21 protein-coding genes are annotated in these 26,066 nt (G+C 57.4%); 16 read left to right on the top strand and 5 right to left on the bottom strand.

Annotation, left to right across the window (positions count from 1 at the left end; all coding sequences use genetic code 11):
- Positions 1 to 8 precede the first annotated feature (8 nt).
- Complete coding sequence (locus tag GFER_RS06890; protein WP_040097826.1) at positions 9 to 1,325, bottom strand: replication-associated recombination protein A; 1,317 nt, start codon at positions 1,323 to 1,325, stop codon at positions 9 to 11.
- A gap of 129 nt (positions 1,326 to 1,454) precedes the next feature.
- Between GFER_RS06890 and GFER_RS06885 the strand changes: the two genes are divergently transcribed.
- From GFER_RS06885 to GFER_RS06845, 9 genes are all read left to right on the top strand, one after another.
- Complete coding sequence (locus GFER_RS06885) at positions 1,455 to 2,309, top strand: NAD(+)/NADH kinase (protein ID WP_040097824.1); 855 nt, start codon at positions 1,455 to 1,457, stop codon at positions 2,307 to 2,309.
- Positions 2,310 to 2,367: 58 nt separating this feature from the next.
- Positions 2,368 to 4,050 carry a DNA repair protein RecN gene (gene recN / locus GFER_RS06880; RefSeq protein WP_040097822.1) on the top strand — a complete coding sequence of 561 codons (1,683 nt, stop codon included), beginning with the start codon at positions 2,368 to 2,370 and terminating at the stop codon, positions 4,048 to 4,050.
- 118 nt (positions 4,051 to 4,168) lie between these two features.
- Positions 4,169 to 4,618: an N-acetyltransferase gene (locus GFER_RS06875; RefSeq protein ID WP_040097820.1), complete on the top strand. Its 450-nt coding sequence runs from the start codon at positions 4,169 to 4,171 to the stop codon at positions 4,616 to 4,618.
- A 113-nt stretch (positions 4,619 to 4,731) separates the two neighbouring features.
- Positions 4,732 to 5,601, top strand: coding sequence for a M23 family metallopeptidase (locus GFER_RS06870; protein ID WP_052446107.1), 870 nt, complete (start codon positions 4,732 to 4,734; stop codon positions 5,599 to 5,601).
- 302 nt (positions 5,602 to 5,903) lie between these two features.
- Positions 5,904 to 8,597: a preprotein translocase subunit SecA gene (gene secA / locus GFER_RS06865; protein WP_040097818.1), complete on the top strand. Its 2,694-nt coding sequence runs from the start codon at positions 5,904 to 5,906 to the stop codon at positions 8,595 to 8,597.
- Positions 8,598 to 8,634: 37 nt separating this feature from the next.
- A complete protein-coding gene (locus GFER_RS06860; RefSeq protein ID WP_074669469.1) occupies positions 8,635 to 10,314 on the top strand; it encodes a response regulator in 1,680 nt (559 codons plus the stop codon).
- A gap of 46 nt (positions 10,315 to 10,360) precedes the next feature.
- Positions 10,361 to 11,560 (top strand): bifunctional glutamate N-acetyltransferase/amino-acid acetyltransferase ArgJ, encoded by a 1,200-nt coding sequence (gene argJ / locus GFER_RS06855; RefSeq protein ID WP_040097813.1) that lies wholly within the window; start codon positions 10,361 to 10,363, stop codon positions 11,558 to 11,560.
- A 25-nt stretch (positions 11,561 to 11,585) separates the two neighbouring features.
- Positions 11,586 to 12,248 carry a deoxyribose-phosphate aldolase gene (gene deoC / locus GFER_RS06850; protein ID WP_040098583.1) on the top strand — a complete coding sequence of 221 codons (663 nt, stop codon included), beginning with the start codon at positions 11,586 to 11,588 and terminating at the stop codon, positions 12,246 to 12,248.
- Positions 12,245 to 13,465: a phosphopentomutase gene (locus tag GFER_RS06845; RefSeq protein WP_235264029.1), complete on the top strand. Its 1,221-nt coding sequence runs from the start codon at positions 12,245 to 12,247 to the stop codon at positions 13,463 to 13,465. Before deoC ends, GFER_RS06845 begins: the two co-directional genes overlap by 4 nt.
- On the opposite strand, the gene GFER_RS06840 is transcribed toward GFER_RS06845, so the two are convergent.
- Positions 13,462 to 14,235 (bottom strand): PilZ domain-containing protein, encoded by a 774-nt coding sequence (locus GFER_RS06840; protein WP_040097812.1) that lies wholly within the window; start codon positions 14,233 to 14,235, stop codon positions 13,462 to 13,464. The genes GFER_RS06845 and GFER_RS06840 overlap by 4 nt on opposite strands.
- Before the next feature lie 212 nt (positions 14,236 to 14,447).
- On the opposite strand from GFER_RS06840, the gene GFER_RS06835 reads away from it, so the two are divergent.
- Complete coding sequence (locus GFER_RS06835; protein WP_052446105.1) at positions 14,448 to 14,834, top strand: DUF2914 domain-containing protein; 387 nt, start codon at positions 14,448 to 14,450, stop codon at positions 14,832 to 14,834.
- Between the two features lie 74 nt (positions 14,835 to 14,908).
- Here the strand turns inward: GFER_RS06835 and GFER_RS06830 are convergent, their stop codons facing one another.
- Positions 14,909 to 15,340 (bottom strand): Ros/MucR family transcriptional regulator, encoded by a 432-nt coding sequence (locus GFER_RS06830; protein ID WP_040097810.1) that lies wholly within the window; start codon positions 15,338 to 15,340, stop codon positions 14,909 to 14,911.
- Between the two features lie 146 nt (positions 15,341 to 15,486).
- Between GFER_RS06830 and GFER_RS06825 the strand changes: the two genes are divergently transcribed.
- From GFER_RS06825 to GFER_RS06800, 5 genes are all read left to right on the top strand, one after another.
- Positions 15,487 to 16,527: a deoxyguanosinetriphosphate triphosphohydrolase gene (locus GFER_RS06825; RefSeq protein ID WP_040097808.1), complete on the top strand. Its 1,041-nt coding sequence runs from the start codon at positions 15,487 to 15,489 to the stop codon at positions 16,525 to 16,527.
- Positions 16,528 to 16,653: 126 nt separating this feature from the next.
- Positions 16,654 to 17,106: a chemotaxis protein CheW gene (locus GFER_RS06820; protein ID WP_040097806.1), complete on the top strand. Its 453-nt coding sequence runs from the start codon at positions 16,654 to 16,656 to the stop codon at positions 17,104 to 17,106.
- Positions 17,040 to 17,558, top strand: coding sequence for a chemotaxis protein CheW (locus GFER_RS06815; RefSeq protein ID WP_327050335.1), 519 nt, complete (start codon positions 17,040 to 17,042; stop codon positions 17,556 to 17,558). Before GFER_RS06820 ends, GFER_RS06815 begins: the two co-directional genes overlap by 67 nt.
- A complete protein-coding gene (locus tag GFER_RS06805) occupies positions 17,559 to 18,707 on the top strand; it encodes a response regulator (protein ID WP_052446104.1) in 1,149 nt (382 codons plus the stop codon).
- A gap of 128 nt (positions 18,708 to 18,835) precedes the next feature.
- A complete protein-coding gene (locus GFER_RS06800; protein ID WP_040097798.1) occupies positions 18,836 to 21,493 on the top strand; it encodes a valine--tRNA ligase in 2,658 nt (885 codons plus the stop codon).
- A gap of 158 nt (positions 21,494 to 21,651) precedes the next feature.
- On the opposite strand, the gene GFER_RS06795 is transcribed toward GFER_RS06800, so the two are convergent.
- Positions 21,652 to 22,596 carry a cation diffusion facilitator family transporter gene (locus GFER_RS06795; protein WP_040097796.1) on the bottom strand — a complete coding sequence of 315 codons (945 nt, stop codon included), beginning with the start codon at positions 22,594 to 22,596 and terminating at the stop codon, positions 21,652 to 21,654.
- Positions 22,597 to 22,602: 6 nt separating this feature from the next.
- Positions 22,603 to 23,103 carry a hypothetical protein gene (locus tag GFER_RS06790; protein WP_040097794.1) on the bottom strand — a complete coding sequence of 167 codons (501 nt, stop codon included), beginning with the start codon at positions 23,101 to 23,103 and terminating at the stop codon, positions 22,603 to 22,605.
- Between the two features lie 316 nt (positions 23,104 to 23,419).
- Between GFER_RS06790 and mutS the strand changes: the two genes are divergently transcribed.
- Complete coding sequence (mutS, locus tag GFER_RS06785; protein ID WP_040097791.1) at positions 23,420 to 26,032, top strand: DNA mismatch repair protein MutS; 2,613 nt, start codon at positions 23,420 to 23,422, stop codon at positions 26,030 to 26,032.
- Positions 26,033 to 26,066: the final 34 nt, after the last annotated feature.

Genomic DNA, 26,066 nt, shown 5'->3' with positions numbered 1-26,066 from the left:
GTCCAGCGCTATTTTTCGTCGGACGGCGAGCGCAGGTTCTCCCAATAGCGCAGCCGCTCGCCGATGGTTTTTTCGTAGCCCTGATCCGTCGGGCGATAAAAATTTCGCCCCCTGAGTTCCTCGGGCAGATGGGTTTGCGCCACGACGCCCTGGGGCGCATCGTGGGCATAGCGATAGCCTCGGCCGTAGCCCAGATCTTTCATGAGACGGGTCGGGGCGTTGCGGATGTGCAGGGGCACAGCGAGCGCACCGCTCTTGCGTACCTCGGCCAGGGCCGCGTCGATCCCCGCATAAGAGGCGTTGCTTTTGGGGGCACCGGCCAGATAGGTGACGGCCTGCGCCAGGTTGATGCGGCCTTCGGGTAAACCGACGAAATGCACCGCCTGCATGGCGGCCACGGCGATCTGCAGGCCGCGCGGGTCGGCGTTGCCGACATCCTCGGACGCAAAAATCACCAGGCGCCGCGCGATGAAGAGCGGATCTTCGCCTGCTTCGAGCATGCGTGCCAGCCAATAAAGGGCAGCGTCGGGATCAGAGCCGCGCAGGCTTTTGATGAACGCCGAGATGACGTTGTAGTGCTCATCGCCGCCCTTGTCGTAAAGCAGCGGTTTTTTTTGCAGGCTTTCGGCCAGGCCCTCCTTGGTGATGCATCCCTTCTGTAGGGAAAGGGCGGCAACCTCCAGGGTGTTGAGCGCCACTCGCGCATCGCCGTCGGCGGTCTCCGCGAGAAAATCAAGGGCCTCGTCCGTGGCACTGAGTTTGCGTTCGCCCAGCGCTCGTGGGTCACTCAGGGCGCGTTCGAGTAATTGACGGATGTCGGCGGGTTGCAGAGGCTCGAGAACAAAGACCCGTGAACGCGACAGCAACGCCGCATTGATTTCAAAGGATGGGTTCTCGGTGGTGGCGCCGATGAGAATGATGTCGCCGCGTTCCACATGTGGTAGGAATGCATCCTGTTGGGCCTTGTTGAAGCGGTGGATTTCATCGACGAAAAGCAGCGTCTTGCGGCCGTGATAGCCCTTTTCTTCACGTGCGCGGGCGACAATTTCGCGCACGTCCTTGACTCCTTGCAGAACGGCCGAAAATGAAACAAAAAGACTGCGAGTCGAGTTCGCGATGACTTGGGCGAGAGTAGTTTTACCGGTGCCGGGTGGGCCCCAGAGGATCGCGGAGGTGATCTGGTCGTTTTCGATCAGGCGCCGCAGGAGTTTGCCCTCAGCCAGAAGCTGGGGTTGGCCGACCACCTCCGCCAGGGTACGCGGACGCATGCGCTCCGCCAAGGGGGCATCGAGGGCATGTTGCGCACTTTGTTCAAAAAGATCCATCGGAGTCCTCCCATAATCGGTGAGCGAACTTTAGCACAGGCGCCCCGCCGGGAACAACCGTCGGCGGGGATGGACTCTGGTCTTGAGGTGTGGTAATTTCCCAAGGCAATTTTTTCTAAGGAGTCGGACATGAAAAGCGTGGGCGTATATGCCAAGAAGCATCACCCCGATGCGGTGAGCTTCGGGCGTGAGGTCATGAACTGGCTGCTGGAGCGTGGACTTGAGGTCTACCTCGAAGAAGATTTGGCCAAATGGCTGGGGCAGTCGCGGGATTATGTCGACAGTGAAATCCCGGAGTTGGCCGACCTGATCGTCGTACTTGGCGGCGACGGCACCCTGATTTCCGTGGCCCGGCATGTCGGCAGCCGCATGAAACCGATTCTCGGCGTGAATCTCGGCAGCCTCGGGTTTCTCACAGAGATCACCCAGGATGAGACCTTCGTCACCCTCGAACGTGTCCTGTCCGGCGACTTTGAGGTGTCAAGCCGTATGATGCTTGATGCCGTGGTGCTGCGCGGTGGCCGTGAAGTTGCCCGTTACGTGGTGCTCAACGACGCGGTCATCAACAAGGGGGCTCTGGCCCGCATCATCGACATGGAAACCTCCGTCGATGGTGTTTTCCTGACCAATTTCAAGGCTGACGGTCTGATCGTTGCGACTCCCACCGGATCAACCGCCTACAACCTGGCCGCTGGCGGGCCGATTATCTACCCCGGGCTCAGTTGTCTGGTCATTTCGCCCATCTGCCCGCACATGCTCACCAACCGCCCGTTGATCGTTTCCGATCGGGCGGTGATCCGCATTGAGGTCAAGTTTGAGGACCAGCATGTGGTTCTGACCGCCGATGGTCAGGTGGGTATGCCGCTCAAGGGCGGCGATGTCGTCGAGTTGCGCCGCTCCGAGGTGCGCACCTTGCTGGTGGAAAGCCCTACCAAGGATTATTTCGCCGTGCTGCGCGCCAAGCTGCGCTGGGGCGAGCGTTGATGGCCATTGCGCCGCCGGGCGAGCACACAAACCCGAAAATATTCCCGATGTGTCACCGATGCTGACCGATCTCAACATTCGCAATTTTGCCATCATCGATCAACTCCATGTGAGTTTCGGACCGGGCTTTAATGTGTTGACCGGCGAGACCGGTGCTGGTAAATCGATCCTGCTTGGTGCGGTGGGACTGCTTCTGGGGGAGCGCGCCCGCAGTGACGTGGTTCGCAGCGGGGAGGACGAGGCCAGTGTGGAGGCGGTTTTTGACCTTAGCGGGACGGATCATGAAGCGGTGAAGGTTCTTTTGGCCGATGCCGGAATTAGCTGCGAGGGCGATGAGATTCTCGTCCGCCGCCTGCTCAGCCGATCGGGCAAGAACCGTATTTTTGTCAACGGTGCCCTGGTGACTCTGGCACAATTGCAGCCGATTGCCGAAATGCTGGTGACTATTTACGGCCAGCATGAGCACCAAAGCCTCCTGCGCGCCGAAACGCATCTCACGGCATTGGACACCTTTGCCGACAATGGCGCGGTGCTGACTGAATATCTTGGGAGTTATCGACAACTTCAGCAGCGCCGAGAAGAGCTTCGGTCCTTGCAGATCGACGCGCGTGAACGGCAAAGTCGCCTGGATCTCCTCAATTATCAGGCTCAGGAAATCGCTGCCGCCAATCTTGCGGCGGGCGAGGATGATGCGTTGGAGGCCGAGCGCCGTCTGCTGCAGCACGCTGAGCGGCTGACCGCCGCCACGACCGGCGGCTTTGACCGTCTCTACGGCCAGGAAGGTGCTGCCTGCGAGCTGATCGAACAAACCGCCGCCGAGCTTGAGGCGCTTACCGTCGTTGATCGGAGTCTGGGCGATCTTGCCGGGATGTTGCGAGAGGCCCTTTACACACTGGAAGATGTCGCCGCGCAGTTGCGTAATTACGCCTCGGGACTCTCCTTTGATCCCGGGCGCCAGGACGAGGTGGAAACCCGCCTGTCCTCGTTGGCGGCACTCAAGCGCAAATACGGCACGAGTATTGAGGATATCCTTACCTTTCGCGATAAGCTGCTGGCCGAACTGGAGCAGATGGAAAATGTCGATAGCGCGCGGCAAGATCTTAATGCTGAAATCTCTCGGCTCGAGAAGCTTCTACGACAGAGCGGCGATACTCTTTCGGCGCGTCGCCTTGAGGCGGCACGGCGATTGGAACAGCGAGTCGAGACGGAGCTTGCCGATCTGGCCATGACGGAGGCCCGTTTTCGGGTGGTGTTTCAGCCCCTCGCCGAACCTTCCGCGGTTGGTCTGGAGAAGGCCGAATTTTTTCTCGCCCCCAACCCTGGTGAAGAACCGCGGCCCTTGGCGCGGATTGCTTCGGGCGGTGAACTTTCGCGCATTATGTTGGCCCTGCGCCGCGCCGCGCCCCAGCAGGAAGGGGTCGCCACTCTGATTTTTGATGAGGTCGATGCCGGAATCGGAGGCGCCACCGCGACCCGTGTGGGCGAAAAGCTGCGCGGTCTAGCGCATGAGCGCCAGGTGTTGTGCGTTACTCATCTGCCTCAGGTTGCCGCCTTTGGTGACCGTCAGTATCACATCGAAAAGCGCGAACATGATGGTCGTACCCGCACCAGTATCGCTTTGCTGGAGGGAGAGGCGCGCATCCATGAAATGGCGCGGATGCTCGGCGGCGCGCGGATTACCGAGCGAACCCTGGAACATGCGCGCGAACTCATTGATCAGTCGTCTTGCGCGCCGCTGTGAATCCAGGGATTGGCGTTCGCCGCGATTTTTGCAGTTTCTCATGGTTTATATATTGCATGGATAGCTACATCGGGATAGCGCTGCGCACCTGCGCCCCTTCGGGAAAGGAACTCATTCGATGATTCGCAAAGCCTTGATCTCTGACGCCAAGGCCATTCACAAGCTTTTGATGGGATATGCCAAGGATGGGCAGATGTTGCCGCGCTCCCTTTCGGAAATCTATGAAAATATCAGAGATATCTATGTCTATGAAGATCAGGGTGCGGTCGTGGGCACAGTGTGTCTCACCATCTGTTGGGAAGACCTTGCCGAGGTGCGCTCACTGGCCGTGGCCGCGGGGCATTTCGGCCAGGGCATCGGCCGCCAATTGGTCGAAGCCTGCCTGGAAGAAGCTCGCCGGTTCAGCTTGCGACGGGTTTTTGCATTGACCTATCAGCGCGACTTTTTCACCCGCCTCGGGTTTTACGAAATTGAAAAAAGTGAACTGCCCCACAAGATCTGGAGCGATTGCCTCAAGTGCGCCAAATTTCCCGATTGTGATGAGATTGCCGTCTGTATTGACCTCTGATGTCTCGTCCAGGTAGGCCATTTGGCGGGAAAAGACCTTGACAGTCAGGGGGTTTTTCTCTTAGTAAGGAACAGGGGTTGCCTTGATGCTCGGAATTTCCTAAGGAGAAGTGCTTGGCTGCAGGAAAATTTACGCTACTGATTATTCCCGAAGGCTCCCATCATGTGCGCCGTCTCGTGCTGCGCTTGTGGACGCTGCGACTTGTCGCTGGTCTGATGGTCGTGATTTTCGGCGCACTGGGGTTTCTGAGCTGGGAGATTGCCCGCACACGGGTAGATTATGAGGAACTTGCACATTTGCGTCTGGCGAACTTTGCACAGGACAAGGAGTTGCAGGTCCTCTCTCAACGCCTGGACGATTTGCGCCAGGAATTGGTGGTTCTGGCGCAAAATGACGCCAAGGTACGGGTCATGGCCCAGCTCACAAAACCCAAAAGTGACGCATTTGCCGGAGTTGGCGGCCCCCCGGAAGACACTGCCTGGGATGAAGTTTCCGATCTTCAGCGTCAGATCGATCAGGTTCGCGCGGCCATCGAGGTGCGGCGCGTCAGTCAGGAAGAAATTCAGGGTTTTCTCAACGATCAGCGCTCCTTGTCCGCCGCCAAACCTTCCGGATGGCCGACGCGTGGATGGGTGTCGTCGAGTTTCGGCATGCGCAAGTCGCCCTTCAGCGGCCGGCCCAGGATGCATGAAGGACTTGATATCGCGGCGCGCACCGGTACGCCCATTAATGTCACCGCAGATGGTATTGTAAGCCGTTCCGGGACCGCTCCCGGCTATGGTAAGTTGGTCGTCATCGATCATGGGTACGGCTATCAAACCTACTACGCTCACAACTCCCGTAATCTGGTCAAAGTCGGCGAGCGGGTGCGACGCGGACAGAAAATCGCCGAGGTCGGCAGCACGGGAAGCTCCACGGGGCCGCATGTCCATTACGAAGTGCGCCTTAACAATGTTCCACTGAACCCCCGCAATTTTCTCTGATTCCCCTTCTTGCGGAGTTGCTTTTCCGCGAATTTTTTTGAAATCCGCCTTGCTCCTTAGTGGAGCTTTTTTTATTAGAAATACAGGCTGTTTTCGCAGTATATGTTCTTGTGGGCGAATAAGGGTTATGGTAAAATCCTTCGCCCGGACAACCTCAGAGGTCGTTCGTTTCGCCAGCCTGCTTGAGTTTGTTTCTCAGCTGCTGAAGGGTGTCGGAAAAGCTCTGTTGTTTCCAAGTTTTTTTCCAATCTTAATCATTTGTCCGCGCGTGATTTTTTCACGGCGGACTGGGAGTGCTTTTGATGCTAGGTCAGTTGGTGCGTAAGTTTGTGGGCAGTAAAAACGAGCGCGAACTCAAGCGCATGCAGCCCATAGTTGATTCGATCAACAGTCTTGAACCGCAGATGCAGGCCCTCAGTGATGCGGAGTTGAAGGGCAAAACCCCGGAATTTAAACAACGCCTGGAGCGTGGTGAAACGCTCGACGATTTGTTGCCCGAAGCCTTTGCGGTAGTACGCGAGGCGGGCCGCCGAGTTTTGCATATGCGTCACTTTGATATGCAGCTTGTTGGAGGCATGGTGCTGCACGCCGGGAAGATCGCCGAGATGAAGACCGGCGAGGGCAAGACGCTGGTCGCTACCCTGCCGACCTATCTCAACGCACTGGCCGGAAAGGGTGTTCACGTAATCACGGTCAATGATTATCTGGCGCGGCGTGACAGCGAGTGGATGGGGCAGATCTACAATTTTCTCGGTCTCTCCGTCGGTGTTATCGTGCACGGACTCAACGATGCTCAGCGCAAGGAAGTCTACGCCTGCGACATTACCTACGGCACCAACAATGAATTCGGTTTTGATTACTTGCGCGACAATATGAAGTTTTCGCTGGACGATTACGTGCAGCGTCCTCATTTCTTCGCCATCGTCGACGAGGTCGACTCGATCCTCATCGACGAGGCGCGTACGCCTCTCATCATCTCCGGCCCCAGCGCCGCTTCCAGCGAGCTTTATTACGCCGTCAACCGCATTATCCCCATGTTGCAAAAGGGCGAGGTATCTGAAAGCCGCGACGGAAAAATCGGCCAGACGCTCAAAACCTACACCGGTGACTTTACCGTTGATGAAAAGAGCAAGGCGGCGTCCCTCACCGAAGAAGGTGTGAGCAAGGTCGAGCGCCTGCTCAATGTCGACAATCTCTACGACCCCCGCAACATCGAACTGGTCCATCACGTCAATCAGGCTCTCAAGGCTCATGCGCTGTTCAAGAAGGATGTCGATTACGTGGTGCGCGACGGCGAGGTCATGATCGTCGATGAGTTCACCGGGCGTATCATGCCCGGGCGACGCTGGAGCGATGGGTTGCACCAAGCCATCGAGGCCAAGGAAGGGGTCAAGATCGAGAGTGAAAATCAGACCCTGGCGACCATCACATTCCAGAATTATTTTCGTATGTATGAAAAGCTGGCCGGTATGACCGGCACCGCCGACACCGAGTCGGCTGAGTTTCACCAGATTTACAAACTTGATGTCATGGTGATTCCTACCAATCGCCCCATGATCCGTAAGGATCAGTCTGATTTGATCTACAAGACGCAAAAGGAAAAGTTCAACGCCGTCATTGAAGATATCTTTGAATCCCATGAAAAAGGCCAGCCGGTTTTGGTGGGTACCATTTCCATCGAAAACTCGGAAGCACTCGCGGAGATGCTCAAGCGCCGCGGCGTTCCCCATAACGTGCTCAACGCCAAGCACCACGAGCGCGAAGCCGAAATTGTCGCCCAGGCGGGACGCAAGGGCGCAGTCACTATTGCGACCAACATGGCCGGTCGTGGTACCGACATCGTGCTCGGCGGCAATCCCGAAATGATGGCGAGTCGCGAAGCGGCATTGGCCGAGGATCCAGAGGCGGCCTTGCCGGCTCTGCTGGAGAAATTCACAAGCCAGTGCGCGCGTGAAAAAGAGGAGGTTCTGGCGGCCGGCGGGCTGTATATCCTCGGTACTGAACGCCATGAGTCGCGTCGCATCGATAACCAGTTGCGCGGCCGCTCAGGTCGTCAGGGTGACCCTGGCGAGAGTCGTTTCTACCTGTCCCTTGAAGATGATCTGCTGCGAATTTTCGGGTCGCAACGGGTGTCCTACGTCATGGATAAGCTCAAGATTCCCGAAAATGAGCCCATTGAGCACGGCATGATCTCCAAGGCTATTGAAAACGCCCAGAAAAAGGTCGAAGGCCACAACTTCGAGATCCGCAAGCATCTGCTCGAATATGACGATGTCATGAACAAACAGCGCGAGGTGATCTATACTCAGCGGCGCGAAGTCCTCGGCGGGCAAAACCTGCGTGAAACCATCGAGGCGGTGATCGATGAGTCGGTGGAAGATATGGTGCACACCTTCTGCCCCGACAAGTCTTCGCCTCAGGACTGGGATATCTCGCGCCTGGGTGAAGATTTCTTCAATCTGTTTTTCTTCCACCCGCGGCTCCCCGACCCTGAGGGGTCGCTGCCCGATCGTGATGATCTTGAGGAGGGCCTCAAAAAAGAGGCCAAGGCACGGCTTCAGGAGAAGGAGGAGGAGTTTACCTCCCCCGTCATGGAGCATCTCATGAAGGTGGTGCTGCTGCAGACCATCGATACCCAATGGAAAGATCATCTGCTCTCAATCGACCATCTCAAAGAGGGCATCGGGCTGCGTGGTTATGCTCAGCGCAATCCCAAGCAGGAATATAAAAAAGAAGCCTATGGGCTGTTTTTGGAGATGATGGGACGCATTCGCCAGGAAGTGTTGAGCAAACTCTTCCGCGTGCAGTTGGCCAGAGAAGAGGATGTCGAACGATTGGAGGAGGAGCAGCGTCGCCGCCGTATCGTTCTCAATCGCACCACAGGTGATGCCGATCAGGCCAAAAAGCCCGCAACTCGGGACGAAGATAAAGTCGGGCGCAATGATCCCTGCCCTTGCGGTAGCGGCAAGAAATACAAGAAGTGCTGTGGACGCTGATCCTCTTGCAGTGATTTTGAATGAAAAGGGAGCCGGCATGGACCTGCCTGACAGGAATGACGCCGCTCCGGGCATCCTCCTGGTGGATGATACACCTTTTTTCCGCCAGCATGCCCGGGAGATGCTTGAAGGGCGCGGTTATCGCGTGGTTGCTACCGGCAACGGCAGCGAGGTTCCCGCGGTTCTGAGTACCGACGAAATATGCGTGGTGCTCACCGACCTGCACATGCCCGATATGAGCGGCATCGAGTTGCTGCAAACCGTCAAGGAGTTGCGCCCCGAGCTTCCTGTCATCATCATTTCGTCCCATGAAGATTTTTCCGCCGCGCGCCAGGTCTTGCGCCACGGCGCCCTCGACTATCTGGTAAAACCGGTTGATGACGAGGAGTTGGCTGAATCGGTGCAGCGCGCTTTAAACACTTACCGCGCTTCACTTCGCGAAGCGTCTGCCCAGCGTGAAGCCCAGCGACGTCTTTCCGATCTGATTTTGCTCAAGCAGATCGGCGAAACGGCCAGCAACGGCGCCGATCTTCAGATCCTCTTTGACAAAATCGTCGACTCCATCACTCTTTCCGCCGATGTGGAGATGGTATCGCTGATGCTGCGCGATGATGCCGGCAACCTCTCCATTGCCGCCGCCCGTGGCCTGTCCTCGGACATTATGAATCGCGCCAAGGTTGCTCCCGGGGAAGGCATCTCCGGCCATGTCCTGGCGACCGGTCGTCCGATACTGATTACCGACCTTTCCCGCGACCAGCGCTTTCATTCCGCAGGCGACGGTGACCGCTACAAAAACCAGTCGTTGCTCTCCGTGCCGATTCGCATCAAGGATCGGGTTCTCGGTGTCATCAACGTCAACAATAAGCGCACCGGTAATACCTTCAAGGCCGAAGACCAGAACCTGCTTACCACCATCGCCCACCAGGTGGCTCTGGCCATCGAAAACTTCAAGCTGGTTTCCAGCCTGCGTCAGCAGGCGCGCGAGCTCGAAGAGGCCAACCGGCATCTGGTCAAGTTCAACAAAGCTCGCTCGCAACTGGTGTGCAACCTCTCCCACGAACTCAAAACACCACTGACTTCAATCCTTGGTTTCGTCGATCTGATCATCAACTTCTTCGATCACATCGAAAGGGAAGAATTGCGCGATTATCTCGGCAAGGTTCACTCTGAGAGTCTGCATATGGAGAAGCTGATCACGGGCATGCTGCGCCTGTTCTCCATCGACTCGGGCGGTGAGCGCTGGGACTGGCGCACCTTCTCCGTCGAGGGTCTGCTCAGCGAGGCCTTGACCCGCAGGGGCTCCGATATCGCCGAAAAAGATCTGCAGCCGGTTATCCAGGCTGCCGAAGATCTTCATGATGTTCTGGGCGATCCTGAAAAAACCGGCATTCTCATCAATGCGCTGGTCGATAATGCCGTAAAGTTCAATCGCGACGGTGGGCGCATTCAAGTTCAACTGGAAAATCAAGAAATCGATGGCAAGCCCTACATCTACATGAGGATTCACAACGATGGGCTGGCTGTCCCCGTCGAGGCGGGGGAGGACATTTTCAACGAATACACGCAGCTTGGCGACATCAATACCGAAAAGCCCACCGGGGTCGGAATCGGCCTGGCCATCTGCAAGGCCATTTTAGGTCGCATGGGTGGGCGCATCGCTCTGGAAAAAACCATCGGTGAAGGTACCACCTTCGGCGTTTATTTGCCCACCGGATAAAGAATTTCGGCATGATCGCCATGCCCTTTCGCGGAGTCTGCCCTTCATGAGTTCTCAAGATCTTCCCCGTGTCCGGGGTTTCAAATTCGCCGCTCGAAGTGCCGGTATAAAAAAATCGGGGCGGCTCGATTTGGCGCTTATTTATTCTGAGGTGCCGGCCCGTTGCGCCGGAGTTTTTACTACGAACAAGGTCATGGCCGCGCCCTTGGTGGTCACCATCCCCCGCATTCGTCAGGGGCTGTGCCAAGCCGTCCTGGTCAACAGCGGCAACGCCAATGCCTGTACCGGCGAGCAGGGGTTGCGTGACGCCCTGGCCTGCAATGCCCTGGCGGCCCAGGCGCTGGGCATTTCCGAGGATCTGGTGGCGGTAGCCTCCACCGGGGTGATCGGTGCGCCCTTGCCCATGAACAAATTCGAACAGCATATTCCCTTGCTGCCGGCTCAGCTTGAGTCCGGCGGCGCGGCCCAGGTCGCCGAAGCGATCCGCACGACCGATGCCTTTGTCAAGACCGGATGGCGCGAGGCTTGTGTGGCCGGTCAGCCGTACCATCTTTTGGGCATAGCCAAGGGTGCCGGTATGATTCATCCCAATATGGCAACCATGCTTGCCTATGTGGTCACCGACGCCCAGGTCGAACAGACTTTTCTTGATGTCTGCCTGCGGCGGGCGGTGGCGGGTTCCTTTAACGCCATTAGCGTAGACGGAGATACCTCCACCAACGACATGGTGTTGATTCTAAGCAACGGCCAGGCCAATACGCCTGAGATTTGTGGGAATACACCTGAGGGTGATGAGTTTGCCGGTTTGCTTAATGACCTGTTGGTCGATCTGGCCAAGATGATCGTGCGGGACGGCGAGGGGGCCACCAAGGTTGTCGAAATCCGGGTGCGGGGCGCCGCCGATTCTGACGGAGCCGTGCAAGTTGCGCGCAGTGTAGCCACCTCGAATCTGGTCAAAACCGCTTTTTTCGGAGAAGATGCCAATTGGGGCCGGATTATTGCCGCGGTTGGTTATGCCGGGGTCGAGGTCGATCCGGATCGCATAGATATCTTTTTCGATGAGGTTGCCGTTGTTCGCCAGGGCGTCGGCACCGGCAAAGATCTCGAGGAACAAGCGAGCGAGGTGCTGAAAAAACCGGAGTTTCAGGTTCTTATTGATTTGCATCTCGGCAGTGGCGAGGGCGTGTATTACACATCGGACCTGAATTACGATTACATAAAAATCAATGCCGATTATCGGACCTGATGCCGGTATGCCCAAGAACTCATTTTTGAATCCCGCTTCCTTCATCGATCATACTCTGCTCAAGCCCGACGCGGGCATGGGGGAAGTGCATTCCCTGTGCGAGGAAGCGGTGGAATATCAGTTCGCCGCGGTGTGTGTTGCGCCGGTGTACGTTCGCCTGGCTTCTGAGCTGGTTTACGGCTCAGGTGTTGGCGTGGCTACCGTGATTGGTTTTCCATTGGGTTATCAGACTTCTGAAGTTAAAGCCTATGAAGCGGGGCAGGCGGTGCAGCAGGGTGCCCGCGAAATCGACATGGTCATTCCGCTGGGCGCTGCTCGCGACGGTGACTTGCAGCAGGTCGAGGCGGATATCGAACAGGTGGTGCGGGCTGCCGAAGGAGCGGATGTCAAGGTGATCCTCGAGTGCTGCTACTTTGCTCCCGAGCAGTTACGCCGAGTAGCCGAATCAGCGCTGAAAGCCGGCGCGCGCTGGCTCAAAACCTCGACCGGGTTCGCCCCCGGCGGAGCCAGGGTTGAGGATGTGCGGCTGTTGCTTGATGTGGCGGGAACCAATGCAGGTGTTAAGGCTGCCGGTGGCATTCGCGATTGGCCGACTTGCCGCGAATATCTGCAAATGGGGGTAGGCCGCATCGGCACAAGCAATGGGGTCGCGATCATGAACCAGTGGCGTCTGGCGCGGGATTCTTGAAAGGGCCGGGGCCGCTGCGGGCAGTCTTGATTACCCTCGATGGTCTGGGCGTCGGCGCCTTGTCCGATGCCGCGGCTTATGGCGATGCGGGCGTCGATACCCTCGGGCATATCAAAGCTGCGTGCCCCGAATTGCGGTTGCCACAAATGCAAGAAATGGGGCTGGGCAATCTGCATCCCGACAGTGGCATAGTGGCCAGCTCGCGGCCCCAGGCTTGCTTCGGGCGCATGGCTGAGCGCGCGGCGGGAAAAGACTCCACCGTTGGTCACTGGGAACTGGCCGGTCTCATTCAGCACCAGCCCCTGGCCACCTTTCCGCAGGGGTTTCCACCGGATATCATCAAGGCTTTCCAACGGGAAACCGGTCTCGAGCCCCTTGGCAACCTTGCCGCCAGCGGTACCGAAATCCTGACGCGCCTGGGCGAAGAACATGTCCGGTCCGGCCGCCCCATCGTTTATACAAGTGTCGATTCGGTTTTTCAGATTGCCGCCCACGAAGATGTCATTCCGGTTGAGCGTCTTTACGAGATTTGCCGTATCGCGCGCCGCATTCTCGATCCTTACCGTGTGGGGCGCGTTATCGCTCGGCCTTTTGTCGGAGAGGGCGCGGGAGATTTTCGTCGCACGGCTCGTCGCCATGATTTTTCCCTGCCGCCCTTTGCTCCCACGCTTCTTGATCACTTGCAGGAACGAGGCCTGAGTGTTGTCGGAGTGGGCAAAATCGGAGATATTTTCGCTGGTCAGGGTTTGAGCAAATCACTGCCGAGCCACAATAATCGCGACGGCATGGAGAAAATTCTGGATGCGTTCAGGGGCATGCACAAAGGCTTGGTGTTTGCCAACCTCGTCGATTTCGACATGCTTTACGGTCATCGCCGTGATGCCGAGGGCTTTGCGCGGGCGCTGAAGGATTTTGATGGATGGTTGCCGCGCATGAAAGAGATCATGGGTGAGCGCGACCTGTTGTTGATCACGGCCGACCATGGCTGCGATCCTACCGCTGCGGGCACTGACCATACGCGCGAATACGTGCCCTTACTGGTATGGAGTCCCGGCCTGGAGACCGGCTGCGACCTCGGTCGACGTGAGAGTTTCGCGGACGTGGCGGCAACCCTGGCTGATTTTTTCGGCTGCTGTCCGCCGCAAGCCGGCAGCAGCTTTCTAAAGCTGCTGCCTTTGAAAACCCGCATCTGTGCCAAGGCAGGGGAGAAAACTTAGAGCGCAAAGGCGTCGAGGGAATAGTCAATCCGGCGTGCGTTGGAAAAGGCTTGAAATCTTGGCTGGCTTTGGGGGTGGGGGTGTTCAAGTTCGCGCACGAAGCAACCGGCGACAAAACGGCTTAGGGATTGCCGGCTTTGCGCAGACAGGCTGGTAAATTCAATCCCATAACCCTGCATATAGTTGTTTTCCATGGTCGGATGAATTTCGTAGACAACGCGACCCAAGGCCTCAAGCTCTTCCTTCATGCCGAACAAGGGCACGCACAGGCGAAGGGTTTCGCTGTGGTGGAGACGGTATCCCGAGCGGATAAACATGCCGCCGGTCCCCAGGGTCTGAATTTGGGTCAAGTCCCAGGGCCGCCCGTCGCGGCGTAACATGCCGGGCAGATGAACGCCGGTGCGCAGGCGGCGGCGGGGGTGGTTCTGCAACACGGCCTGCGTGAGGCCGTAAAGGGAAAAAATATCTGAAGGGATTTTCTGGTAGGGCAGACAGGCGGAGAGATGCGGCAGCACCTCTTTGCAATCGTCCAGTACCGCGAGGCGCGTCGCCTGCTGCTCCATCTGCGGCACCAGATGCAAAAGATCAGAGGCATGTTTGCGCAACCAGGGCGCGTCAAAGATCACCAACTCAGGGTCGGTCGCCTGGAGAAGCCCGCAGATATCGTCGCGGTGAGAAGAGCTTAAGGGGCGATACCCCCAGTGCTTCAGCACCATGTCGAGGTTGCTCATGAGGCCTCTCTGGCCCGAGGCGATCAGGACGCGCTTCATAGATGTTCCCTTATGAGAAAATTTATTAAATTTTAGTTACTTTTGATCCGGTCGTCAAGGAGAAAAATAATTCATTGGTTTCCGCTAACTTCTGGCGGATTGGTCTTTCCTGTGTTATACCTGGATCCGTGAGATCCGAACGGGTTCAGGTTTTAAAAAGGTGTGATAGGGGAGGATTTCTTCTGAATTTTCTTGTAGCAAGGGGGCTGCTTATGTTCAGGACGATTTTGTTTGCTGCGGTGGTTTTACTTCTCGGGAGCAGTGTTGCTTTTGCGCAACGTCTTGAGATTGCCGAAGGGGTGGTTACTACGGGAATCGTTGAGCGGGTCCCGGTGGATGCCGTGGAAAGTTATTCGACAACGGTTGGCCGGCTTTACTTTTTTACCCGGATCGTCGGTGCTGTTGAGGAAACCGCCGTGTCGCATGTCTGGTTTTATGAGGATGAAGAGGTCGCCCGGGTGACTTTGCCGGTGCGCTCTTCGAACTGGCGTACCTGGTCGTCCAAGAACGTATTGCCCGATTGGACCGGCAACTGGCGGGTGGAGGTCATTGATGCTAAGGGCTATGTTCTGCACGAAGTGACCTTTACACTGTTTTAACCGGCAGCCTGCGCTGTCCCACAAAAAAAGCGGCCCGAAGGGGGACGCTTTTTTTGTAGGCGCTCATGCCGGGGTTATTTTTTCGATTTGCGCGCCGCGCGGGCCTTGGCCAGGTTCTCGCCGAGGCCGCGGTCCTTGGCCATCTGACGCCGCTTCTCGGAGTAAGCACGGGCCGCCAGGGGCTGGGTGCGGGGAATGTCGAACTTCTTGCGATATTCGGCCGGCTTGAGATCATGAGCCGTTTTGAGATGGCGGGAAAGGGTTTTCATCTCTTTGCCGCAAAGCATGCAGGTTATTTTGTCGCGGCCGAAGGCTTTTTTACGTGATACCGCGGGTTCCGCCTGCCCGGCTTCGGAGCTTTCGGCGATCACGGCCTCGCCTTTTTCCATGGCGTCGAGTGTTTTATAGATTTCGGCCAACTCCGAAAGAAGTTCTTCTTTTGACATGGGAGTGGTTGAAGCATGGGCGGCAACAATTTCCGCGGCCATTTCGAGAAGAGTCGGCATTTTTTTACCTCCGTGTAATTAAATACGCTTTTCGATGACGTTTTCCGTTTATGTTGAACAGCAGTAATACAAGAAAAAAAATTAAAATCAAGGGAAAAACCCGATCCAACCCTGGACAGCTGTAAAAAAGAACGGAAAGTTTTCTGATGAACGTGAGAACAATAATTGAGGATCGTGAGCTGAAGGCGCTTTCTCGGCATGCAGCCTTCAGTTCTTGCTCAAAGGGACGCAATCGTCCCGAGGAGCTATGTCGGGTGCGCACAGTGTATCAGCATGATCGCGACAAAATTCTTCATTCCAAATCTTTTCGCCGACTCAAACATAAAACTCAGGTTTTTCTCTCCCCCGAGGGCGATCATTACCGTACCCGTCTGACCCATACGCTCGAAGTCGCGCAGATTGCCCGCACCGTGGCCCGTGCCCTGGCGCTCAATGAGGACCTCACTGAAGCCATTGCCCTCGGGCATGATCTGGGGCACACGCCATTCGGCCATGCCGGCGAGCGGGTTCTCAACGAGTTGATGTCACAGGGGTTTCACCATGTACGGCAAAGTTTGCGGGTTGTTGACATGGTCGAAAAATCGGGGGCCGGACTCAATCTGACCTGGGAGGTGCGCGACGGCATCATCAAGCATTCCAAGGGCGGCGGCCCTCTGCAGGCGGACGATCCCCAGGCCATGCCGGCGACCCTTGAGGGCCATCTGGTGCGGCGCTGCGATATGATCGCCTATGTCAATCACGATCTTGACGATGCCCAGCGTGCGGGAGTGATTGCGCTGGACCAGGTGCCACGCGAGATCCTGGACCTGCTCGGCAAAACGCACGGACGGCGTATCGACCGGATGGTTCGCGACATGATCGACGAATCCTTGGCGGCCGGAGGGGCGCACATCTGTCAGTCCGCAGAGGTGGAAGCGGCCATTCTGGCACTGCGCGACTGGCTTTATACCCATGTGTATCAGGCCAGAAGGGTGCGCGAAGAGTTCGACAAGGCCTCCAGGATTCTGCGTGAACTTTATCAGTATTTTCTCGCCGATGAAAATGCCTTGATCTGCTTTGGGGGGCGACGTACACCGGGGGATTCCCTGGAAATTTCCGTCGGCGATTTCATTGCCGGCATGACGGATCGTTTTGCCCTGAACCTTTACGGGAAACTATTTTTGCCGCAGTCCTGGAAGATTTTATAGAAGTCCTTACAGCAGTGCTAACCCCTTGAATTTCCCAGCTATTGACGTTGACATCCGGGGAATGGCTGTGTTAGCTTGAGACGTTGAGACGTCCTCATAAAGATTTTGTCACCGCAAGGGGAACGGGTGATCGTCGCGCAAGACATGAAATTGGTTTTCCGCCTTGGCGGTATGGGTTTTTCCGTCGGGGTTTCGCACGTTTTGGAGATCCTGGATTGCGGGTTCAGCGATTTGGTACTCGGCGACGCACCGCTGCCCCGCCTGAGTCTGGGACGTATTGCCCATCGTGGGTGGGATTTTGAGGTTTTCGATGGGCGGCGATTGTTCGACCTTGCTCCGCGAGAAGGCCGATCGCGGCTGACGGTCCTCGTCATTACCGTCGGTGAGAGTCCGTTCGGTTTGGCCGTGGATCGCGTTCAAGGGATTTTCCCGGGCAGTGAATTCGCTCTGCGTCCATTGCCGCCTTTGCTGGCAGCTCAAGAGCCTTTCCCCCTATACCAGACTCTCGATGTGTGGCGCGGCGAGCCCCTGGTGGTCTGCGATGTTGCGCGAATGATGCCCGTGCGGGGTGGCTTGTGACGCAGAAAATCTGTTTGATTTCCTGGGGTGGCCGGCTCATGGCTCTGAGTACCGCTCAGGTCCGCAAAGTTCTCCAGGCACCGCGGATTTTCCCTCTTCCGCCCACGAATTTCGGGGTGACAAGAGTTTTTTTCTATCAGGATGAGCTGGTGCCTCTGCTGCCGTTTGAGAGTTTACTTGCAGGAGAATCGGATTTTAGGCAGGATGTTTGCTTTGTTCTGGTCGCGCGCAGTCATCGGGGCCTGGTGGGACTCCCCGTCGACCGGGTGTTAAAAGTCGTTGATCCTGCTGCCGGGATTCTGGTTGCGGCGGAGCGCAAGGATCTGATCGGCTGTGATGAAGACTTCCTTTTTGCTGAACAACGTTATTCTTTCCTGGATATTGAGCGGCTTTTGAACGTTTTTCCGCAGATGCCCGGCGCGGTATCCGTGTGTGGCCCCAAGGAGGCATGAATGAGCAAAAAATTACTGCTCGCCGATGACAGCATCACCATTCAAAAGGTGATCGGTATCACTTTTGCGAACGAAGATGTCACCTTGGCCATCGCCGACAATGGCGATACCGCCCTGGATATGGCGCGCGCCGAGCCCCCCGATCTGCTTCTGGCCGATGTGCTTATGCCCGGTCTCAACGGATACGAACTCTGTGAAGCGATCAAGTCCGAACCCGGTTTGGCCGATATCCCGGTGCTGTTGCTCACTGGGACCTTCGAGCCCTTCGAGGAGGACAAGGCAAGGGCGGCCGGCGCCGATGACTGGATTGCCAAGCCGTTTGAATCTCAGGCCCTCATTGACCGGGTGCAGAGCCTGCTGGGTTTGACTCCGGACAAACTGGCGCGGCCCGCGTCGGCAACGAAGGTCCCGCAGGCCGATATGTGGCGGGAAAATCCCGCGGAGCAGCCTCCACCCTCTGAGGAGTCAGTCCTTGCGGGTGAGGCTGAAGCGGTGGATGCCGACGAGAGTCTCTGGGCTGATTTTACCCTTGATGAAGAAGATATGAGCGGTGATGGGGCTCCGGTGCCGGATGAGGGTGCTCCTTTTTCCGAGGCTCAATCCGACGAGGATGAGGGCATCCTTGATCTTGACGAAGAAGATATTCTCGACCTTGATGAAGGCGACATCCTGGAAGAAGATGAAACGCTTTCGAGCGCGACCGAGGGTGATTTCGCGGATGTCTCCACTCAGCCCGACGAGGAAGTTGAGGAGCGTCCGGCCGTCGTTGATGATTGGTTCTCCAGCGAGGTGTCGCAGGAAGAGACCGAAACGGTTCCGGAACCAGGATTTGTTGCCGATGACGCCATTCAGGAAGAGATTCCAACCGAATGGCGTGGGCTTGCAAGCTCCGTGGCTGAACCGGTTTCTTCTTCGCCGGCGGTCTTTGAGCTTTCCCCCGAGTCGGAACGGATCACGGAAGCTTCCGTTGCGGCATCCACCGGGCTCAGCGAAGAAGCCATTGAAGCGGTGGTCGAGCGCGTCGCCGGCGAAGTGGTTAATCGCCTGGCGGGCACTATCCTGGAGAAAATCGCGTGGGACGTGGTTCCGGATCTTGCCGAGAGCCTGATCAAGGACGAAATCCGCAAGATCAAGGAAGCACTCAAATAACCAGTAAAATCACTTTATTGACGGATGAAACGGGGATTGTTACAATCCCCGTTTCTTTTTCCACGAGTTCTCAATGCCCCCGCATGCGGGGATGAAATGTCACTTCCAGCCTAAGGAACAGAGTGTCGATGGAACCCAAACTGTCTAAAGGATATGAGCCGGCCCAGGTGGAAGATAAATGGTACCGCCAGTGGGAGGAAAACGGCTGTTTTCATGCCGATGAAAATTCGCCCAAGCCGCATTATTCCATTGTCATCCCGCCGCCCAACGTGACCGGCGTTTTGCACATGGGGCACGCGCTCAACAACACCCTGCAGGACATCCTTGTGCGCTGGAAACGCATGACTGGACACGAGGTGCTGTGGATGCCCGGCACCGATCATGCCGGCATCGCCACCCAGAATGTGGTGGAAAAACAGCTTGCCGCCCAGGGCAAGGATCGCCATGAACTGGGGCGCGAGGAATTTGTCGCCCGCGTCTGGCAATGGCGCGAGGAATCCGGCGGGCAGATCATCAATCAGCTCAAGCGGCTCGGCGCCTCCTGCGACTGGGAGCGGGAGCGCTTCACCATGGACGAGGGCCTGTCGAAAGCGGTGCGCGAAGTGTTTGTGCGCCTCTACGAAGAGGGTCTGATCTATCGCGACAACCGCCTCATCAACTGGTGTCCGCGCTGCCATACCGCCCTGTCCGACCTGGAAGTGGAGCACGATGAAAAAAAAGGCCATCTCTGGCACATGCGTTATCCGGTAAAGGGCACGGATCGCTTTGTCGTGGTGGCCACCACCCGCCCGGAAACCATGCTCGGCGATACCGCAGTGGCGGTGCATCCTGAAGATGAGCGCTATCGCGATCTCATCGGTAAGAGTGTCCTGCTGCCGCTCATCGGCCGCGAAATTCCGATTATCGCCGATGAATACGTCGATCCTCAGTTTGGCAGCGGCGCGGTGAAAATCACCCCTGCCCATGATTTCAACGACTTTGAAATCGGTAAGCGCCATCAGCTCGAATTCATCAATATTTTCGATGAGTCAGGCCAGATTAACGAAAACGGCGGCCGCTACCGGGGTCAGGAACGAAGCCGCGCGCGCAAAGCGGTGGTCGATGACCTTGAGGCCCTGGGCTTGCTCGAGCGCATCGAGGACTACAAACTGGCGGTGGGCGAGTGCTATCGCTGCAAGACGGTGATCGAGCCCTACCTGAGCAAGCAGTGGTACGTCAAAGTGGCGCCCCTGGCCGAACAAGCCATCAAGGCGGTGCAGCAGGGCGACACGCGCATCGTCCCCGCGCAGTGGGAAAAGACCTACTTCGAGTGGATGTTCAACATTCAGGATTGGTGCATCAGCCGCCAGATCTGGTGGGGACATCGTATTCCCGCCTGGTTCTGCGACGACTGTGATCAGATCAGCGTTGCGCGCGAGGATCTCAGCGCCTGCGCCCACTGCGGCAGTCGCAGCCTGCGCCAGGAAAGCGATGTTCTCGACACCTGGTTTTCCTCGGCGCTGTGGCCTTTTTCTACCATGGGTTGGCCCCAGGATACGGAAACGCTGCGCAAGTTCTATCCGACGTCCTGTCTGGTGACCGGCTTCGATATTCTGTTTTTCTGGGTCGCGCGCATGATGATGATGGGCCTCAAGTTCGGGGGCGAGGTACCCTTCCGCGAGGTCTACATCCATGCCCTGGTGCGCGACGCCCAGGGACAGAAGATGAGCAAGAGCAAAGGCAACGTCATCGACCCTCTGGGGGTTATCGATGAATACGGCGCCGACGCCTTTCGCTTCACCCTGGCCGCTTTCGCCGCCATGGGACGCGACATCAAGCTGGCGCCCGAGCGCATCGCCGGCTACAAATCCTTTGCCAACAAACTGTGGAACGCGGCGCGTTTCGCCCTCATGAATCTTGAGGATTTCGATCCCGCCGACATCGACCTCGGGCGACTTGATTTGTCCCTGGCCGATCAGTGGATTCTGGTGCGCCTGTCCGAAACGGCCCGTGCCGTCAACAAGGCGCTTGCCGATTACAAGTTCAACGAGGCAGCCAATACCCTGTATGCCTTCACCTGGCACAGCTTCTGCGACTGGTACATCGAACTCATCAAGGAGGACCTCTATGGAGACGACGCGCCGCGCAAAGCACGCGTGCAGGCCGTGCTCTTTACGGTCCTCGAACAACTGCTGCGTCTGCTGCATCCGGTCATGCCCTTCATTACCGAAGAAATCTGGCAGTCTCTGCCGGGCAAGCGGCCGGCCGCATTTCTCATGTCCGCCGCCTATCCCCTGGGAGCCGATCTGCCGGAAAATCAGGCCGCCGCGGCACAGATGGACGCCATCATGGATGCCATCCGCGCGATCCGCAATATTCGCGGTGAAATGGATGTGGCGCCGGGGCGTAAGATCAGTGCCGTGCTTGATTGCAGGAACGATGCGGCGGCGCGGATTATCGCCCAAGGCGAATCCGCCATTCGCGCCCTGGCCGGTCTGGGCGAGTTGCAGTTTGGTGTTGGCGTAGCGCGTCCCGACAAGGCGGCCACCCAGGTGGCGGGCGATGTCGAGGTGTTGCTGCCCATGGCAGGGCTCATCGATGTGGACGAGGAAGAAAAACGCCTGAACAAAGAAATCGCCAAGGCGCAGAAAGATGTCGATTTTTTCCGCAAAAAACTGGCGAACGAGAAGTTTGTCGCCAATGCGCCCCCAGAGATCCTCGAAAAAGACCGTGGCAAAATGGCCGAGGCCGAAGAGAAGCTGGGCATTCTGCAGCGCAGCCTCGAGCGCATTCTAAGCTGGAAGTAACGTTTGGCGCAGGCCGGCTATTCAGCATCCCCTTCGACTGTCCCGAGACGCGCGGACCAGGGGCCTCTCTGCTGGACAGTTAAGTAGAATGAAGAATGCAGAATAAAAACAAACCCCGCTTCGCATGAGGTGGGGTTTGTTTTGTCCGGGTGAGTGGGTTAGTGCGAAAAGCCGTCGATCAGGGGCAAGATTTTTTCCCGATGGGGACAGTGTTCGCGCTCGTGGTCGCAGTTCTCACTTTCGCAGGGCTCGATGTGAATGGTCACATCGGAACCGGGGATCTCCTCCTCGATGCGTTTTTCGAGATGATCGGCGACTCTGTGGGCTTCCTCCACGGTAAGATGCCGGCAGAGGGTCAGGTGAAAGTCCATGATTTTCTGTGAGCCTGCGCGGCGGGTGCGCAGATTGTGAAAATCGAGATGCAGATCGCTATGGGCGCGGACCAGGTTTTCGACCTCCCCACGAATAGACTCAGGCAGCTCCTCGTCGAGCACGTCGCGTAGACCGTGACGTACCAGGCGCGCGGCCTCGAACAGAATGTAGCAGGCTATGGCGATAGACAGGATCGGGTCGAGCCAGGGAATATCGAAAAGGCGGATCACAACCAGCCCGAGCAGAAGCCCGGCGTTGGTGTAGACATCCATGGAAAAGTGCAGGGAGTCGGCCTTGAGAGCCGAGGAGTCGGTTTCCCGGGCGACGCGCAGCAGGTAGCGGCTGATGAGCCAAGAGGCGATAATAGAAAAACCCAGGATGAAAATGCCGCCTTCAAGCCCGCGCAGTTCGCTGCCCAGATAAAGTCGTCGCACCGATTCGGCGATGATTGCCAGACCCGAGAGCGCGATGATGGAACTCTGAATGAGGGTGGCCAGGGTTTCATATTTGCCATGGCCGAAGGGGTGTGCTTTGTCGGCGGGTTTCTCAGCCTTGGTGATGGCGACCAGGTTGACGCCCGACATGAAAATGTCGAGCAGCGAGTCGATGGCCGAGGAGAGAATCGCCATGGACCCAGTGGCCAGACCGGCAATCAGCTTGATGACGGAGAGTCCCGTCGCGGTGGCCACCGAAATGCGCGCAGCCTTGATTTTGCGGTTAGCACGGGGCATGAGAAATCAGTCCTTGAAGCTGCAGGCCTGGTCCCAGCGTTGATAGCCGTCGCCGCTGATGTCCCAGAAAGATTCGATGCGCTCCTGGTAAAAGGGCAGATCCTCGCACTGGCGGGCGATTTCCCGCGCCAGCTCGGCAGAAACACGGCCCGCTCGGGCACAGAAATGATAGAAGGCGGCCACACCCTGCAATTGCACACTCAGCTCACTCATGTTGGGCTCAAGATTCTTGATGATATACCAGTTGCCCGCAAACTGACGCACGCGCTGCGCAGGGATGTGAAAGATGTTCTCCTGGCGTTCGGAAATCACAAAATCACGCAGAAAATAGTCGGCGCCGTAGGTGAGGGCGGCGGCCTGTTCGGCGACCAGCCCCTGGTTTTGCGTCAAGTCCTCGTAGAACAGGCGCAAAAAACGCCGGCAGAGAGCGTCGACGCGAATTTCGTCGTCCAAATCGTGCAGGTTGAAGTTGTCTGCCGCGAACTCCGGGTCTCGGGCGTCGCTCATAAAGTTAAACTCCTGGTGACTGTTTAGCATGCACCGCAAAGTACGGCGGCATCGCGTGCGGCAAAAACTCACCTACGGCTCAAACATTTGCCGCAGCACTCAACCGCCGCACCCTGCGGTGCTGTCGGATGTTGCCGCTGAATAGTGACAACTCCTGAATTTTTTTGTCGGTGCGGCTATTTTGCTTAGGCCATGGAAAAGGGTCAAGTCTTTTGCCTTATTTGTGAAGATTTAAGGCGATTTCATTGGTTTACATATTTCTGGTGGTTTGTTAACATAATCCGGTTACGGATCTTTTTTTACAGGATTTTTTCACATGTCAAGCAGCACCCCCATGATGCGTCAGTATCTGGAAATCAAGTCCCAGCATCCTGACGCCATCCTCTTTTTTCGGCTCGGCGACTTTTATGAGATGTTCATGGAAGACGCCGTGACCGCTTCGCGGGTTCTCGGACTCACTCTGACCTCGCGCAACAAGGGTGCCGTCGAGCAGGTTCCTCTGTGCGGTATTCCTTATCACAGCAGCCAGGGCTACATCGCGCGCCTGGTGGACAATGGCTTCAAGGTTGCGATTTGCGAGCAGGTTGAAGATCCCCGGGAAGCCAAGGGAATCGTCAAGCGCGAAGTGGTGCAGGTGGTTACCCCGGGTCTGGTGGTCGATAGCGAAAATCTACAACCCAAGGAAAATAATTTTCTCCTGGCACTGGCGGCTGGTGAACAGGAGTTGTACGGGTTGTCGTGCGTCGACATCACCACGGGCGCGTTTCGCGTCACCGAGTGCCGTGGTCTTGATGAGTTGCGCAGCGAAATCATTTCACTCAACCCCCGAGAAATTCTGGTCTCCGCCGACGGTATCTCTGAGTCCTTATCCACCCAACTGCAGTCGGTGTTGGCCGAGCGCCTGGTTAATCGCCTGCCCGAATGGGTGTTCGAGGAGGACCGGGCGCGGCGTTTGCTCCATGATTTTTTCGCGGTTTCAAACCTGCAGGGATTTGGATGCGAACATCTGGTCGTCGGGGTGCGCGCCGCCGGCGCGGTTCTGCATTACCTTCAGCAGACCCGTCAGGGCGGGTTGGAGCATATTCGCAGCCTGGCTCCCTATGCCTGTGCCGACTATCTGATTCTCGATGCCGCGACGCGCCGCAATCTTGAATTGACCGCAACCCAGGGAGAGGGGCGCAAAAAAGGTTCGTTGCTGGGGGTGATGGATCGCACCCTCACCGCCATGGGCGGGCGCAAACTGCGCCATTGGATCAACTATCCGCTCAATGTTGCCGTGCAGATTCGAGCCCGTTTACAGGCGGTGGGCGAGTTGCGCGAGAAAAGTCTTCTGCGGGAAGACCTGCGCGAATGTCTTGATGGGGTTTATGACCTGGAGCGTCTCGGCGCACGGATTGCCATGGCCGGCGCCGGCGCCAAGGACTTGGCGGCGCTGCGCGTGTCTCTGGGGAAGGTGCCGGGCATCCTCGCCCTTTTTTCCGATCTGGAGGCACCGCTACTTTGCCAACTGGGCCAGGTCATCGACCCTTTGGAGGATGTGCGTGACCTGATTGCCGAGGCATTGGTGGACGATCCGCCCTTTGTGTTGCGTGAAGGCGGCTTGATTCGCGACGGGTTCAGCGCCGAACTTGACGATCTGCGCCTTATCAGCCGTGAAGGCAAGGGTTGGATTGTGCGCCTCGAACAGCAGGAGCGCGAGCGCACCGGGATCGGATCGCTCAAGGTGCGCTACAACAAGGTATTCGGTTACTATATCGAAATTACCAGGACACATCTGGCGCGGGTGCCCGAGGACTACCAGCGCAAGCAGACCCTGGTTAATGCCGAGCGTTTTATCACGCCCGCCCTCAAGGAATATGAGGACAAAGTGCTGGGGGCCGAGGAGCGCATCCAGGCTCTGGAATACGACCTCTTTCAGGAGGTGCGGCAGCAGGTTGCCTTGCAGGGCCGGCGCTTGCTGGCGACGGCCGATGCCCTGGCCGAACTCGATGTGCTGCTTGGGCTTGCCGATCTCGCCCATGAAGCCGACTATGTCTGCCCGCAGATCGACGAGAGCACGATGCTGCACATTGAGGAGGGGCGTCATCCGGTGGTTGAGCGCATGAATCTGGGTGAGCGGTTCGTACCTAACGATGTGCTGCTGGATACTACGGACAATCAGTTGCTCATCATCACCGGCCCCAACATGGCCGGCAAGTCGACCTTTATGCGTCAGGTGGCCTTGATCACCCTGATGGCACACCTGGGCAGCTTTGTTCCCGCCCGGGCCGCGCGCATCGGCCTTGTGGATCGGATTTTTACCCGGGTCGGCGCCAGCGATAATCTTGCCTCCGGGCAGTCGACCTTCATGGTCGAGATGACGGAGACGGCCAACATTCTGCACAACGCCACGCCGCGCAGCCTCATCATTCTGGATGAAATCGGACGCGGTACCTCGACTTTCGACGGGGTCAGCATCGCCTGGGCGGTGGCCGAGTATTTGCATGAGCATGCCTCCGTGGCCGCCAAGACGTTATTTGCGACACATTATCACGAATTGGCTGATCTGGCTCTGACGTGCAAACGGGTCAAGAATTGGAATGTCGCCGTGCGTGAGTGGAACGATCAGGTCATTTTTCTGCGTAAGATCGTCAAGGGCGGCGCCAGTCACAGTTACGGGATCCAGGTGGCGCGCCTGGCGGGAATACCCCCTGCCGTAGTGGAGCGGGCCAAAGAGGTCCTGCGCAATCTTGAGGCGGGTGAATTCAGTGGCGAAGGGCAGCCGGCCCTGGCCCGCGGGCGCGCCCGCGAACAGGTGCCCAGTCCGCAACTTTCGCTGTTTGATTCGGCGGCGGATGAGTTACGCCGCAAGCTTGCCGAAGTCGATGTGTCGGTTCTGACGCCGCTGGAGGCATTGAATGTTCTGGATAGACTTAAGAAAATGGTATAAGGACAAGCTCTGGCGGTTTGGCGTGCCGGAGGCA

Origin of the sequence: Geoalkalibacter ferrihydriticus DSM 17813 (assembly GCF_000820505.1) — a bacterium.
Lineage (GTDB): Bacteria > Desulfobacterota > Desulfuromonadia > Desulfuromonadales > Geoalkalibacteraceae > Geoalkalibacter > Geoalkalibacter ferrihydriticus.
The sequence above is the reverse complement of the archived record's forward strand: the minus strand, read 5'-3'. Positions and strand labels throughout refer to the sequence as shown.